This is a genomic window from Blastococcus atacamensis (assembly GCF_002938425.1).
Lineage (GTDB): Bacteria > Actinomycetota > Actinomycetes > Mycobacteriales > Geodermatophilaceae > Blastococcus > Blastococcus atacamensis.
Window position 1 is genome coordinate 1 of sequence record NZ_POQU01000095.1, and the last position, 13261, is coordinate 13261.

15 protein-coding genes, 1 other RNA gene and 1 riboswitch are annotated in these 13261 nt (G+C 71.2%); of the genes, 2 read left to right on the plus strand and 14 right to left on the minus strand.

What is annotated here, in order from left to right:
• Positions 1 to 109: 109 nt before the first annotated feature.
• Positions 110 to 204, minus strand: a riboswitch (SAM riboswitch).
• A gap of 159 nt (positions 205 to 363) precedes the next feature.
• From ssrA to prfB, 12 genes are all read right to left on the minus strand, one after another.
• Positions 364 to 739, minus strand: a transfer-messenger RNA (tmRNA) gene (gene ssrA / locus C5508_RS16960).
• A gap of 166 nt (positions 740 to 905) precedes the next feature.
• A complete protein-coding gene (locus C5508_RS16965) occupies positions 906 to 2048 on the minus strand; it encodes a magnesium and cobalt transport protein CorA (RefSeq protein ID WP_104526129.1) in 1143 nt (380 codons plus the stop codon).
• A gap of 241 nt (positions 2049 to 2289) precedes the next feature.
• Positions 2290 to 3915, minus strand: coding sequence for an SLC13 family permease (locus tag C5508_RS16970; RefSeq protein ID WP_104526117.1), 1626 nt, complete (start codon positions 3913 to 3915; stop codon positions 2290 to 2292).
• A 98-nt stretch (positions 3916 to 4013) separates the two neighbouring features.
• Positions 4014 to 4892 (minus strand): SCO6745 family protein, encoded by an 879-nt coding sequence (locus tag C5508_RS16975; RefSeq protein ID WP_104526130.1) that lies wholly within the window; start codon positions 4890 to 4892, stop codon positions 4014 to 4016.
• 10 nt (positions 4893 to 4902) lie between these two features.
• Positions 4903 to 5901 (minus strand): GNAT family N-acetyltransferase, encoded by a 999-nt coding sequence (locus C5508_RS16980; protein ID WP_104526118.1) that lies wholly within the window; start codon positions 5899 to 5901, stop codon positions 4903 to 4905.
• Positions 5902 to 5945: 44 nt separating this feature from the next.
• On the minus strand, positions 5946 to 6326 hold the full coding sequence (locus tag C5508_RS16985) for a VOC family protein (protein ID WP_104526119.1): 381 nt from the start codon (positions 6324 to 6326) through the stop codon (positions 5946 to 5948).
• Entirely contained in the window at positions 6323 to 7219 is an 897-nt protein-coding gene (locus tag C5508_RS16990; protein WP_104526120.1) for an amidohydrolase family protein, read from the minus strand. Before C5508_RS16990 ends, C5508_RS16985 begins: the two co-directional genes overlap by 4 nt.
• A 77-nt stretch (positions 7220 to 7296) precedes the next feature.
• Positions 7297 to 8217: an NADP-dependent oxidoreductase gene (locus C5508_RS16995; RefSeq protein WP_104526121.1), complete on the minus strand. Its 921-nt coding sequence runs from the start codon at positions 8215 to 8217 to the stop codon at positions 7297 to 7299.
• Positions 8214 to 8690: an SsrA-binding protein SmpB gene (gene smpB / locus C5508_RS17000; protein ID WP_104526122.1), complete on the minus strand. Its 477-nt coding sequence runs from the start codon at positions 8688 to 8690 to the stop codon at positions 8214 to 8216. The genes C5508_RS16995 and smpB overlap by 4 nt, the downstream gene beginning before the upstream one ends.
• Before the next feature lie 145 nt (positions 8691 to 8835).
• On the minus strand, positions 8836 to 9720 hold the full coding sequence (gene ftsX / locus C5508_RS17005) for a permease-like cell division protein FtsX (protein WP_104526123.1): 885 nt from the start codon (positions 9718 to 9720) through the stop codon (positions 8836 to 8838).
• Between the two features lie 59 nt (positions 9721 to 9779).
• Entirely contained in the window at positions 9780 to 10460 is a 681-nt protein-coding gene (gene ftsE, locus C5508_RS17010; protein ID WP_198598151.1) for a cell division ATP-binding protein FtsE, read from the minus strand.
• 340 nt (positions 10461 to 10800) lie between these two features.
• The gene (gene prfB / locus C5508_RS17015) at positions 10801 to 11907 is read right to left on the minus strand and encodes a peptide chain release factor 2 (protein ID WP_104526125.1); all 1107 of its coding nucleotides are present in this window, start codon (positions 11905 to 11907) and stop codon (positions 10801 to 10803) included.
• 46 nt (positions 11908 to 11953) lie between these two features.
• Between prfB and C5508_RS17020 the strand changes: the two genes are divergently transcribed.
• Positions 11954 to 12241 (plus strand): DUF6343 family protein, encoded by a 288-nt coding sequence (locus tag C5508_RS17020; RefSeq protein WP_104526126.1) that lies wholly within the window; start codon positions 11954 to 11956, stop codon positions 12239 to 12241.
• Between the two features lie 2 nt (positions 12242 to 12243).
• Here C5508_RS17020 and cutA read toward each other — a convergent pair whose 3' ends face one another.
• Complete coding sequence (gene cutA / locus C5508_RS17025; protein ID WP_104526127.1) at positions 12244 to 12582, minus strand: divalent-cation tolerance protein CutA; 339 nt, start codon at positions 12580 to 12582, stop codon at positions 12244 to 12246.
• A gap of 73 nt (positions 12583 to 12655) precedes the next feature.
• Between cutA and C5508_RS17030 the strand changes: the two genes are divergently transcribed.
• Positions 12656 to 12892 carry a hypothetical protein gene (locus tag C5508_RS17030; protein ID WP_104526128.1) on the plus strand — a complete coding sequence of 79 codons (237 nt, stop codon included), beginning with the start codon at positions 12656 to 12658 and terminating at the stop codon, positions 12890 to 12892.
• A 53-nt stretch (positions 12893 to 12945) separates the two neighbouring features.
• On the opposite strand, the gene C5508_RS19660 is transcribed toward C5508_RS17030, so the two are convergent.
• The gene (locus tag C5508_RS19660; protein ID WP_157944133.1) at positions 12946 to 13176 is read right to left on the minus strand and encodes a hypothetical protein; all 231 of its coding nucleotides are present in this window, start codon (positions 13174 to 13176) and stop codon (positions 12946 to 12948) included.
• Between the last annotated feature and the right edge of the window lie 85 nt (positions 13177 to 13261).

A 13261-nucleotide genomic window follows, 5' to 3' on the forward strand; every position in this document is an offset into this window, starting at 1 on the left:
GTCTCGGAGATCTACCTTTATACTTTTCGTCGGCAGCGTGAGTTGTGTATAAGGGGTAGAGGTGGACGTGCCGGCGAGCCCACGAGAGCTGCCCGTGGCGCATGGCGTTCCTCCATCGGTCCTGGCAGTAGCACCCGCGCCCGCCGATGCGGGGGGTTGCTGCGACGTCGACGAGCCAGGTCTCTCAGTCGCTCCGGATGGTTGCAGTGCGAATTCTACGGAGCCGCCACGCCCGGCGTGCCGCGAGGCCTGCGAGATCCGCCACAGATGGCCGGCCTGACCTGGCCATCGGTCGGCGGACGAGCCGACCCGAACGCGAGAGAGCCCCGCAAGGACGCCGTCCTCACGGGGCTCTCTCAGGGGTGGTGGAGGTGGCGGGAATCGAACCCGCGTCCTTCGACGCACAACCAGGGCTTCTCCGAGCGCAGTCCGCGTTGCCTCTGCTCGACCCCGTCGATCATGCGAACAAGTCGACGTGACGGGCCCAGTCACTGTTTGGTGTCCCACGCGTGCCCGCGACCGGCGCGCGCAGTGAGTCATCTAGCTGATGCCAGGATCCGGGCCGATGACGAACCCGGGCTGACAGACTCGCCTAGCTGCTATCAGGCAGCGAGAGCGAAGTCGCGCTGATTGGAATCGGCGCTTGTGTGTTTTGCAACGGATGGTTAACGAGCTCATCGTTGCCTTCCTCGGCTCGCTTCCCCTGGTCACCCGACCGAAGTCGAGACCATTCACCCCCTGTGTAGTTGTGCAGACAGCCTAACGGCACCGGCAAGCCCGATGTTCCGCCGGCGCTGCGCCACCCCGCCCGGGCCCGCCGAAAGTGCAGTTGCAGTCGCTCGACACGCCGGGCCACGGCGTGTCCCGCGGCACCAACTGCACTCTCGGCGGAAGGCGAACCCCGCTCAGATCCAGTCGCGGCGCTTGAAGACGACGTACAGCGTGAGGCTGACGCCGAACATCAGCAGCAGCGCGAACGGGTAGCCCCACCACTCGTCGAGCTCGGGCATGGAGTCGAAGTTCATGCCGTAGACGCCGCCGACGAGGCTGGGCGCGAAGAGGATGGCCGCCCAGGCCGAGATCTTCTTGACCTCCTCGCCCTGGGCGATGCTCGTCTCGGTCAGCTCGCGGATCTCCTCGTTCTGCCGCTGTGCGACCAGCGTCGCGTTGACGGTGAGGATGTCGCGCAGCTGCAGCCGGAAGCCCTCGACCCGCTCGGTCACCTGCACCACGTGGTCGGCGACGTCGCGCAGGTAGCCGCGCAGCTCCTCGTCCACCCCGTACTTGTCGAAGCCGGCGGTGATGGCGGCGATGATGCCGGTCAGCGGCTGCGCGGCGCGCTGGAACTCCAGCACCTCCTGCGACAGCTCGTAGATGCGCCGGGAGACGCCGGGGTCCCCGCGGAAGACCTCGGTCTCGATCTCGTCGATGTCGTTGGCCAGCCCGTCGACCACCGGCCGGTACCCGTCGACGACGGCGTCCAGGGTCGCGTAGAGCACCGCCTCCCGGCCCTTGGCCAGCAGCGCCGGCTCGCTCTCCAGCCGGCGGCGCACCCGCGAGAGGTCCGGCGACTCGCTGTGCCGGACCGTGATGGCGAAGTCCTGGCCGAGGAACAGGTGCAGCTCCCCGAACTCGACCTCCTCGGCCGCGTCGAGGTACCGCGCAGCCTTGAGGACGACGAACAGCGTCGACCCGTACCGCTCGAACTTGGGCCGCTGGTGGGCCTTGATGGCGTCCTCGACCGCCAGCTCGGGCAGGTCGAACAGCTCGGCCAGCGAACCGAGCTCGCCCGGACCCGGCCGGTAGAGGCCCAGCCAGGCGAGGCGCCCCTCCCCCAGGCCGAGCTCCTCGCGGCTCTCCTCGGCGGAGTCGGGCGTGGCGACGCGACGACCGTCGGAGTAGACGGCGTTGTCGACCATGCGCGAGGGCGCGGGCAGGGCCGGTTCCGCGCGCAGCGGCGACCGGGGAAGCTCGGGCAGCAGCTCGACCCGCGGACGGCGGGTGAGGGTGGACAGCGCGGTCAACGGCGCGCGGCGGCGCTCGGCCATGACGGACTCCCGGGGCGGCGGCGTGGCGAGGTGGGCGGCCACCCTTCGGGGGCCCGCGGCGAGCCTGCGAGGCGTGGGGGAAGGGTGGTCCTTCTACACGGGTGGGGTACTCGGAGGTTCGCTGCGCACGAGTCCTCCTCCCGGTCCGGGCAGTCGCCCTGGCGTCACGGCCGTCGCCCATGGTCGCACGTCCGCCGGCGACCCTTCCCGGGGTGCTCGCTCACACGGGTGAGCGTCGGCGTCAGCCGATGGCGCTGCCCAGCACCAGCTCGACCAGCAGCGGCAGCAGCAGCACGATCAGCAGCGCACCGAGGACGTCGAACGATGCGCCCGACCGGATCATCTTGGTGATCGGCACGACGCCGGACCCGTAGGCGATGGCGTTCTGCGGCGTGGAGACCGGGAGCATGAAGCCGAACGACGCCGCGAAGGTCGCGGCCAGCGCCGGCACGAACGGGTTGACGCCGGCCGCCACGGCCACCGGGATGATGATCGGCACCACGACCGCCGCGGACGCGGTGTTCGACGTCGTCTCGCTGATGATGATCGCCAGGATCACGGCGAAGATCGTGATCGCGAACGTGCTGGTGAGCCCGAGCGCGTTCGCCGACGCCGTGCCGATGGTCTCGGCCAGGCCGGTGCTGGCCAGCAGCGAGCCGAAGATGATCCCGGTGCCGAACAGCAGGATCGTGCCCCAGTCGATCTTCGCGGCGTCGCTCCAGCGGAGGGTGAACTCCCGCTGCTTCCAGTCGGTCGGCAGCAGGAACAGCAACGAGGCGCCGAGGACGGCGATGATGCCCTCGTCCATCCGGTCGCTGATCGTCGCGTAGAGGTCCGATTCAGTACCGGCGGTGAGCGCGATGACGCCGGGGAAGATCCAGCACGCCACGGTGACGCCGAACGCGATGAGGGTGTTCTTCTCCGCCCGGGAGAACTTCCCGAGTTCGGCCCGCTCCCTGTGGACGTACTCGCTCACGCCCTCGATCCGCCGGATCTCGGGCTTGTTGAGCAGCAGCAGGACGGCGGCGAGCGCGACGAACATGAGCGCGCAGATGGGCGCGGCCATGAGCATCCAGTCGAGGAAGCCGATCCGCTCCCCCGTGGCCTCCTCGATCAGCCCGCGCCCGATCAGGTTGGGCGGCGTGCCGACCGGCGTGAGCAGTCCGCCGACGCTGGCGCCGTAGGCCAGCATCAACATGATCGCGACACCCACTCGCAGCCGCAGCGGGTCGAAGTCCGGCTTCACCATCTCCTTGTCCTGCAGGAGCTTGGCGATCACGGAGATGATGCCGAGCGCCGTGGGCAGGAGCATGGCGACGGTCGCGGTGTTGGAGACGAAGGCCGACAGCAGCGCGGTGATCGCACCGAAGGCGATCGCGACCCGGTACGTCGACGTGCCCACCCACTTGAGCGACAGCACGAACATGGCGAACCGCCGCGCGAGCCCGTGCTTGAGCATCGCGGAGGCCAGGATGAACGCGCCGATGAAGGTGAAGACCGTGGTGGAGCCGAACGGGGCCAGCGCGTCGTCGGCGGGCACCACCCCCAGGACGACGATCGCTCCGATGCCGATGAGCCCGCCGATCGGGATGGGCACCGGTTCGGTGATCCACAGCACGATGACGCCGAGCAGGATCGCCGCCAGCAGGTGCTGGTCGCGCGGGAGGCCGATCGGGAGCAGCGCGAAGACGATCGTCACCGCCGGCGCGAGGAACAGCCCGACCGTGCGGCGGCCCTTCTCGAACCGCTCCTCGGCCGGGCTCAGCTCCTGCTCGCCGAGGCTGCGGTAGGTCGCGCTGCCGCGGAACGCCGCATCGACGTCGGTCCGCTGCCCCTGCTGTCCTGGTGCCCGCTCCGTCGCGGTCATGACGCCTCCCGGTGCCGAGGTGTGGTCAGACGATTGCATGCGCCCGCGCGCCCGGCGACTCCTCGGGCTGCGGCCGTGACGGGCCGGTCGGTGCCCGGTCAGCGGCCGAAGATGCCCTGACCGAAGGCGCCGTTGGCGGTGATCGTCCGGGACAGGCCCTTGCCCAGTTCCACCACGCGCGCGGTCTTCTCCGCGCCCAGCTGCAGCCACGGATCGGCGGCCAGGGCGTCGGTCTGCATCTCGATGCGCTGTCGCAGCTCCTCGCCCTCGGCGGTCAGCCCGGCGTCGTCGAGCAGGCCCCGGTCGGCGAGGGCGCCGCACGCGGACGCCCACTGCTCGTCGCTCCAGCCGCGGGTGGCCTTGGCGGCCTGCTCGGTGAAGCCGCGCCCCGTGGCGGAGTGGGTGATCAGGGCCTCCAGCCCGGTGAGACCGGCGTGCACCAGGACCGCGACGTGCCCGTCGCCGCGGTGCTCGCGCAGCAGCGTGGCAGCGTGCCACGGCACGAGCAGCGGCTCCTCGGGCCAGGGCTGGTCGGCGTGGCCGGCGAACAGGGGCCGCCCCTCGGCGCTCAGCCCGGCGCAGGCCTCCCGCAGCAGCTCGCCGAGTTCCGCGACCTCGGGCGACGCTGCGACGTCGTCGCCCAGGAGCCGGGTGAGCGAGGCACGCGCCGCGTCCTGGCGGGCGGCCAGCACCTGCTCCGGCGAGGCGAGGGTCCAGGCGCGCGGGATCATGTGCGCGACCAGCGACGGCGAGAAGTTGTAGAAGGTCGCCGTCACCACCCCGGCTCCGACGGCGCCCATCGCGGCGGCGCGGGCCGCGAAGTAGACCATCCGGCCCGGCTTCAGCCCCAGGGCGGCGAGGTGCTCGTCCTGCTCCGGGGCGAAGTACAGCTGCGAGTGCAGCGGGTCGACCGCGCGATGGGCGCGGCCGACGAGGGCGGGATCGAACGCGGGCACGGGCTGATCGACGCTGACCATGAGCCGCACCCTAGTTCGCCGCGACCGGCGGCAGCGACGTCGACCAGGACACCCGCGTGCGGACGGTCTCGAAGCCCAGCCCCTCGTAGAGCCGCAGCGCGCCGGTGACGTTGTCGCTGTCGACGTCCAGACCGGCCCGCGCGCAACCGTCCGCGGCCGCCCGCCGCAGCGACTCGCCGATCATGGCCGACGCCACCCCGCGCCCGCGCACACCGGGCAGCACGCCGATCTGGCCCAGGACGACCTCGCGGTATCCCTTGGCCCGGGCGTCGGACTCGTAGACGTAGGCCAGCACGTAGCCCTGCACCGCGCCGTCGGCCAGGGCCAGCACCGACAGGTCGGGGCGGAAGGCCCGCTGGCCGGTGAACAGTGACTGCCACGACTCCTGGTCGCGCTCGCTGGACCCGTGGTGCTGGGTGAAGGCGGCGTTGTGCGCGCGGCGCACCTCGTCGTCGCGGTCCCAGGTGAAGGGCACCAGGTCCACGCCCGGCACCGGCTGCCCCGCCGGGACGTCGGCGAGCGGCCGCTCCATCGACCGGTACCAGCGCTCGGCCCTCAGCCCGCGGGCGCCGACCAGCCGCTCGAGGTCCGGCTGGGTTCCCAGCACGCCGACCACGAGCGTCGCGCGGGCCTGGGGGTGCCGCTCGGCGTGCACCTCCGCACCGCGGGCCAGCTGCCAGTCCAGGAGTGCGCGGCCGATCCCGCGGCCGCGGTGTGCCGGGTGGACCCGGCCGTCGAGCGAGATGCGGAAGTTTTCGGGGACATCGGCCGTGACGATGACGGTGGCGTAGCCGACCAGCGCGCCGCCCGCTGCGTGTACGGCGACCCCGTCCCGTTCCAGGTCGAGCTTCCACCCGGCCCACTCGTCGGCGACGTCGTCGGCCTCCGGATACTCACCGGTGGCGTCGCCCGGCTCGGCGGCCACGATCAGCCCGGCCACCGCGGCGGCGTCGTCGTCGGACAGGGGTCGGGTCGAGAAGCCGTCGGGGACGGCGGGGAGCGCGGGCACGGCTGGACACGTTAGGCAGCCGGCCGCCGACGGGCCACCAGGTATCAGGTCTGGACGAACAGGCAGAACGGGTGGCCCGCGGGGTCGGCGTAGGTGCGGACGTCCTCGTGCGGGTCGGTGTAGGCGTTGAGCAGCCGGGCGCCGGCTTCCTCGGCGATCCCTGCGGCGGCGTCGAGGTCGTCGACCAGGAAGTCCAGGTGCTGCTGCATCTGCTGGGTGCCGGGCTCCGGCGGCCACACCGGGGGCACGTGGTCGCGCTCCAGCTGGAAGGAGAGGCCGGGCTCCCCGTCCTCCGGCGCCAGGGCGGCCCACTCGGGCTCGTCGGCCCGCAGCGGCCACCCCAGCAGGCGCTGGTAGAACCGGGCCAGTGCCTGCGGATCGGGGCTGCCGAGAACGGGAGCGCGCAGTCGGATGTTCGCGGTCACCCGTCGATCGTGAACAACCGTGCCCCGTTGTGCCACAGGACGGCGCGCAGCCAGTCCTCTCCCAGGCCCAGCCGGTGCAGCGCGGTCAGCTGGTGGGCGTAGGGATAGGGGATCGAGGGGAAGTCGCTGCCGAGCAGCACCTTGTCCCGCAGCGCCGCCAGTCGCGGCAGGTCGGCCGGGTCGAACGGCATCAGCCGCTCGGTGAAGTCGGTGGCGAACATCGTGGTGTCCAGGTGCACGCGCTCGTACCGCTCGGCCAGGTCGAGGAACTCCCGGTACTCGGGCATGCCCAGGTGCGCGATCACCAGCTGCAGTCCCGGGTGGCGCTCGAGCAACCCCTCCACGGGCGCAGGGCCGGTGTGCTCCCCGGCCAGCGGGCCCGAGCCGCAGTGGATGACCACCGGGGTGCCGGTCTGCTCCAGCCGGGCCCAGACGTCGGCCAGCAGCTCGTCGCGCGGATCGAAGGAGCCGACCTGCACGTGCACCTTGAAGACGCGGGCACCGCGGTCGAGCGCCTCGGCGACGTACTCGGCCGCCCCGGGCTCCGGATAGAACGTGGCCGACTGCAGCACCCCGGGATGGCCAGCGGCGAATTCGGCCGACCAGTCGTTGAGCCAGGCCGCCATGCCCGGCTTGTGCGGGTAGGGCAGCGTCGGGAAGGCGCGCACGCCGAGCCGGTCGAGGACGGCGAGCCGCTCCTCCTCCGGCAGCCGGTACGCCACCGGCCAGTCGGCGCCGTAGTGCGTGCCGGCCGCCTCGAAGTACTGCCAGACCTTGGCCTGCACCCGCTCCGGCAGGAAGTGCACGTGCACGTCGACCAGCCCGGGCAGGCCCAGCTCATGCCAGTACCGGGGGACGTCGTCGTCGGACTCCGGCGGCCGGACCGTGTCCATGGCTCGACTCCGGCCTCTCTCCGCTCCTCGGTCGCGGGCGCTCCCTGCGATGCTCACTCGGGCGTCGCTCTCACGGATCAGAGGGTGATGACGACCTTGCCGCGCACGTGGCCGCCGGCGACGAGCTCGTGCGCCGCGGCGGTCTGTTCCAGCGGGAACGCCTTCGCCACGGCCACCCGCAGCTGACCGGCGTCGGCCATGCGGGCCAGCTCCTCCAGGTCGTGCCGCTCCGGGCGGACGAAGACGTAGCGGCCGCCCATCTCGTTCACCGACGGGTCGACGACGCTGGCGATGCGCGAGACGTCGCGGACCTGCTTCGGGGCGTCGGCCAGCGAGTCCCCGCCGTTGAGGTCGAGCACGGCGTCCACCGGCTCGGTGAGCTGCTCGCTGATCGGACCGGCCGAGTAGTCCAGCACCTCGGCGGCGCCGGCCTCGGCGAGGAAGCCGTGGTTGCGCGGGCTGGCGGTGCCGATGACGTGCGCACCCAGGGCGACGGCGATCTGCACGGCGAAGAACCCGACGCCGCCGGCCGCGCGGTGCACCAGCACCCGGTCGCCCTCGCCGACGGCCAGCGCCTCGGTGAGTGCCTGGTAGGCGGTCAGCCCCGCCAGCGGCAGGGCTCCTGCCTCGGTGAAGGACAGCGTCTCGGGCTTGTGGGCGATGCACCGCTGCGGGGCGGGCACCAGCTCGGCCGCCGTCCCCCACTGCACGTCGTCGCGGCGCAGGTAGCCGAACACCTCGTCGCCGGCCTTGAAGTCGACCACGGCCGGGCCCACGGCCTCGACGACCCCGGCCAGGTCCCAGCCGGGCACGATCGGGAAGCGGTGCGGGAAGAACGACGCCAGACCGCCGGCGCGGATGCCGATGTCGACCGGGTTCACGCCCGCCGCGCGGGTGCGGACGAGGACGGTGTCCGGGCCGACCGGCGGCTCGGGCAGGTCCTCGCGCAGCTGCAGGACCTCGGCCCCGCCGAACCGCTCGTAGGCGATGCCTCTCATCGACGTCCCTTCACATACCGGCCGAAGGCCTTCTGGATCTCGCGGCGCGAATCGCGCTCGGCGAGGTCGTGCCGCTTGTCGTAGGACTTCTTGCCCTTGGCGAGCGCCAGGGTGGCCTTGACCTTGCCGTCCTTGAAGTACAGGTCCAGCGGGACGAGGGTGAGCCCGCCCTCCTTGGTCTTGCTGACCAGCTTGTCGATCTCGGCGCGGTGCATGAGCACCTTCCGCTTCCGCCGCGGCGTGTGGTTGGTCCAGGTGCCCTGCACGTACTCGGGGATGTGCACGTGCTGCAGCCACACCTCGCCGTCGTCGATCGAGGCGAACCCGTCGACGAGGGAGGCACGGCCGGCACGAAGGCTCTTCACCTCGGTACCGGTGAGCACCAGGCCCACCTCGAACGTGTCGAGGATCGAGTAGTCGTGCCGCGCCTTCTTGTTCTGGGCGATGAACTTGCGCCCCTGTTCCCGCGGCATGACCCCATTATCCGTCGTCCTCCGGACGACACCGCTATCAGGTGCCGTTCCCCGGTTGCGTGGAGCCCACCTCGCCCCTCGTCGCGGAGGCCTCCGGCCCCCACTCCTCGGACCGCCCTCGCGGGGCGGCTCCCGAGATCGGTGACTACAACCTTACGTACAGGCGCAGGGTCACGTAGGACGCGACGCTGGCCAGCACGACGCCGGCGGCCGTGATGAAGGCACCGGTGCCCAGCACCTGGCCCCAGTCGACGCTGGTGATGATCCCGGCCTTGATCGGCCCGGCCAGGGTGCGGTCGACGAACAGCATCTTGGTGAGCACCAGGCCGCCGAGGGCGAGCAGGCCACCGATCAGACCGGCCAGTGCGGCCTCGAGGATGAACGGCAGCTGCGTGTACCAGCGCGAGGCGCCGACCAGCCGCATGATGTTCGTTTCGTTGCGCCGGTTGAACGCCGCCAGCTGGATGGTGTTGGAGATCAGCAGCAGCGCCGCGGCCGCCTGCACGAAGGCGACGGCGAGGGTCGCGTTGCGCGCGCCGTTGAGCAGGCTGAACAGCCGGTCGAGGAAGTCGCCCTCGTCCCGCACCTGGTCCACGCCCGCCTCGCCGTTCGGGAAAGCGGCGGCGATGACCTGGTAGCGCTCGGGGTTCTCCAGCTCGACGCGGAAGCTCTCGGGCAGCGCATCCGGCGGGGTGTTCTCCACCAGCTCGGGCTGCTGGGCGAACTGCTGGCGGAAGCGCTCGTAGGCCTCGTCCCGCGACTCGTAGACGAAGCCCTTGACCTCGTCGGAGGACTCGAGCTCGCTCTGGATCGCCTGGCGCTGCTCCTCGGTGACGTCGTCGGCCAGGAAGATGGAGACCTGCACCTTGTCGTAGTAGATCTCCTTCATGTCGGAGATCATCGAGGCGATCAGCAGGCCGGTGCCCATGAGGCCGAGCGAGATGGCCGTGGTGAGGATCATCGCGACCGTCATGGTGAGGTTGCGACGCAGCCCGGAGGCCACCTCGGAGAGCACGAAGTTGACGCGCATGGATTCCCTGTCGTGGAGTGCGTGCGGACGCGGTCGGCGGGGGCGGTACGGCGGTGGGCCTAGCGGCCCACTCCGTAGACGCCGCGCGACTGGTCGCGGGTGAGGACTCCCCCGTTGAGCTCGATGACGCGACGGCGCATGGAGTCGACGATGTGGTAGTCGTGCGTCGCCATGATCACCGTGGTGCCGGTCCGGTTGATCCGCTCGAGCAGCAGCATGATGCCCTCGCTCGTCTCCGGGTCCAGGTTTCCGGTGGGCTCGTCGGCCAGCAGGACCAGCGGCCGGTTGACGAACGCGCGGGCGATGGCCACCCGCTGCTGCTCACCACCGGAGAGCTCGCCGGGCAGCCGGTTGGCCTTGCCCTCCAGCCCGACCATCTCCAGCACCTCCGGCACGACCCGCTTGATCGTCCGGTGCGGCTTGTTGATGACCTCGAGGGCGAACGCGACGTTCTGCGCCACGGTGCGGTTGCGCAGCAGCCGGAAGTCCTGGAAGACGCAGCCCATGGTGCGGCGGAGCTTGGGCACCTGCCACTTGCTCATGGTGTTGAGCGCCTTGCCGTTCACGGAGACGGTGCCCGAGGTCGGATCGTCCTCCTTGAGCAGCAGCCGGAGGAAGGTCGACTTGCCCGAACCGGAGGAGCCGATCAGGAAGACGAACTCTCCCTTGTCGATCTCCGTGGTCACGTCGTCCAGGGCCGGCCGGCCGCTCGCCGGGTAGAGCTTGGTGACGTGTTGCATTTCGATCACGAGGCGCCACGGTACTAGCCCGCGACCCCCCTCAAGCGCCTTTGGCCGCGACCTGCCGGGAGACGTTCTCGCCGACAGTGACCGCACCGTCGCATCCGCCGGGTCGGCGGTCACGGACGGTCGCGTCCGGCTCCGGAAAGAGCCGGAACATGTGAAAGGACCCACATGCCCTACGGGGCAGGGCGACCGCCAGCCGCGTTCCGCGCCCCGGTCCGCTCCTCGCTCGTTCCTCGCTGCGATGCTCCCGGGGCTGTCACGCGGCGACCGCCAGCCGCGTTCCGCGCCCCGGTCCGCTCCTCGCTCGTTCCTCGCTGCGATGCTCCCGGGGCTGTCACGCGGCGACCTCCTGCTGACGGCGCCAGCGGATCCCGGCCTCGATGAAGGCGTCGATCCCGCCGTCCAGCACGTCGCTGGGGTTGCCGCTCTCCTGCTCGGTGCGCAGGTCCTTGACCATCTGGTACGGGTGCAGGACGTAGGAGCGCATCTGGTTGCCCCAGCTGCTGCCCTCGCCCTTGAGCGCGTCCATCTCGGCCCGCTGCTCGGCCTGCCGGACGACGAGCAGCCGGGCCTGGAGCACGCGCAGCGCGGCGGCGCGGTTCTGGATCTGGCTCTTCTCGTTCTGGCAGGACACCACGATGCCGGTGGGGATGTGGGTCATCCGGACGGCGGAGTCGGTGGTGTTGACGCTCTGCCCGCCCGGACCCGAGGACCGGAAGACGTCGACCCGGATCTCGTTCTCGGGGATGTCGACGTGGTCGGTCTGCTCGACCACCGGCAGCACCTCGACGCCGGCGAAGGAGGTCTGGCGACGGCCCTGGTTGTCGAACGGCGAGATCCGCACCAGGCGGTGCGTTCCCTGCTCGACCGAGAGGGTGCCGTAGGCGTAGGGAACCTTCACCGAGAAGGTGGCCGACTTGATGCCGGCCTCCTCCGCGTAGCTGATGTCGAGGACCTCGGTCGGGTACTTGTGCCGCTCGGCCCAGCGCAGGTACATCCGCATGAGCATCTCGGCGAAGTCGGCGGCGTCGACACCGCCGGCCTCCGACCGGATGGTCACCAGCGCCTCGCGGGAGTCGTACTCACCCGACAGCAGCGTGCGGACCTCGAGCTCGTCGAGCTGCTTGCGCAGCGCCTCGAGCTCGCGCTCGGCCTCCGCGACCGTCGCGGCGTCGTCCTCCTCGACGGCCATCTCGTGCAGCACGGCGACGTCGTCGAGCCGGCTGCGCAACTCCTCGACGCGGCGCAGGTCGCCCTGCATGTAGGAGAGCTTGGAGGTCAGCCCCTGGGCGGCCTCGACGTCGTCCCAGAGGTCGGGCGCGGCGGCCTGCTGCTCGAGCTCGGCCACCTCCCGGCGGAGCTTGTCGACGTCGAGGACGGCCTCGATCGACTTCAGGGTCGTGTCGAGTTCGTCCAGGACGACGGAGAAGTCAGCGGCCACGTCGACCCAGGGTAGTGCGCTCCCGCCACGGGTAGGGAGGTGTGCCATGAACGAGCCTCGCGAACACCGCACGAGGGAGGACTACGAGCGCGGCCTCCCCGACCACCACGACCCGACGGCGGGGGTCGGCGGAGCCGCACCGGCGCAGTCGGCGCTGACCCTGCGGGCGGTGCTCGCGTCGTTCGGGCTGGTGGCCTGCATCGTCCTGGGCGTCCTGGTGCTGGCCACCGATCTGCCCGTCTGGGGAGCCGTCGCGCTGTTCGCGGTGGCCGCGGTCGCAGCGGTGGACCTCGTCGTCGTCCTGCGCCGCAAGGCGCGGGGAGAACCGGGCTGAGGTCAGTTCCGGCCGAGCGGTTCCCGTGTCTCCGCCCCGATCCAGCGCAGGTAGTCGGGGTTCCCGCCGACCAGGGGCAGGGCGATCACGCACGGGACGTCGTAGGGATGGAGATCAGCGGTCCGGGAGACGATCTCCGGCACCAGCGACCGCCGCGTGTGCAGGGCGACCCGCGCCTCGGGCTCGTCGTGCACGGCGCCGTTCCAGCGGTACACCGATCGGATGGGCGACAGGTGGTGACCGCAGGCGGCCAGCCGTTCCTCCACCAGGGTCCGGGTGAAGCCGGCCAGCCAGTCGGCGTCCGCCGCGGTCACGACCACCTCGCAGTACTCCTCGTCCATGCGCGGAGTCTCTCCCCCGCCCGGAGAGAACCGCCTGCGTGGAACCGGGGGCCTCGCGGGTAGGGGTGCGGACATGAGCGACGAGATGACGATCCAGCTGGACGGCGACGAGTACGTGGTGAGCCCCGAGGGCGAGGGCTTCAAGGTGGGCCGGCGCGTCGGGGGCGAGCTGACCTGGCTCGAGTCGGTCGACGGGAGCCTGCTCACCGATCAGACGCGCACCGCCCTGGCGAACGGGGACACCTCGGACGACTCGCTGCTGCAGGCCGTGCGAGGCGTGGTGCAGGCCGAGGTCGAGCGGGGCGCCTGATCCCGGCGGCCGGGCCGCGACGGGATTCCTCGCCGCGGCCCGGCCGGACCGGCTCAGTCCCCGCGGCCTCGGCGACCGCGATCGTCCCGGTCGCCGTCGTTCCCCCTGCCCTTCTTCCCGTTGCCGTTGTCCGCGTTGCGCGCGGTTTCCCGGGCACGCTCTGCCTGCGCGGCCAGCTCCCTGAGCCAGCGCTCGGCCTCCGCCCGCGCATCCACCTGCGGTGGCGGCGGCAGCAGCGCGGGGGAGGCCGAGCGCTGGCTCCGGGAGCTGTCTCTTATACCCATCAGACGCTGCCGACGAAGCGGGAAGGGTAGATACGGGTGGGTGGTGACGAACTAACTAAAAAGAGGCAAAGAGATAAGCTGATAA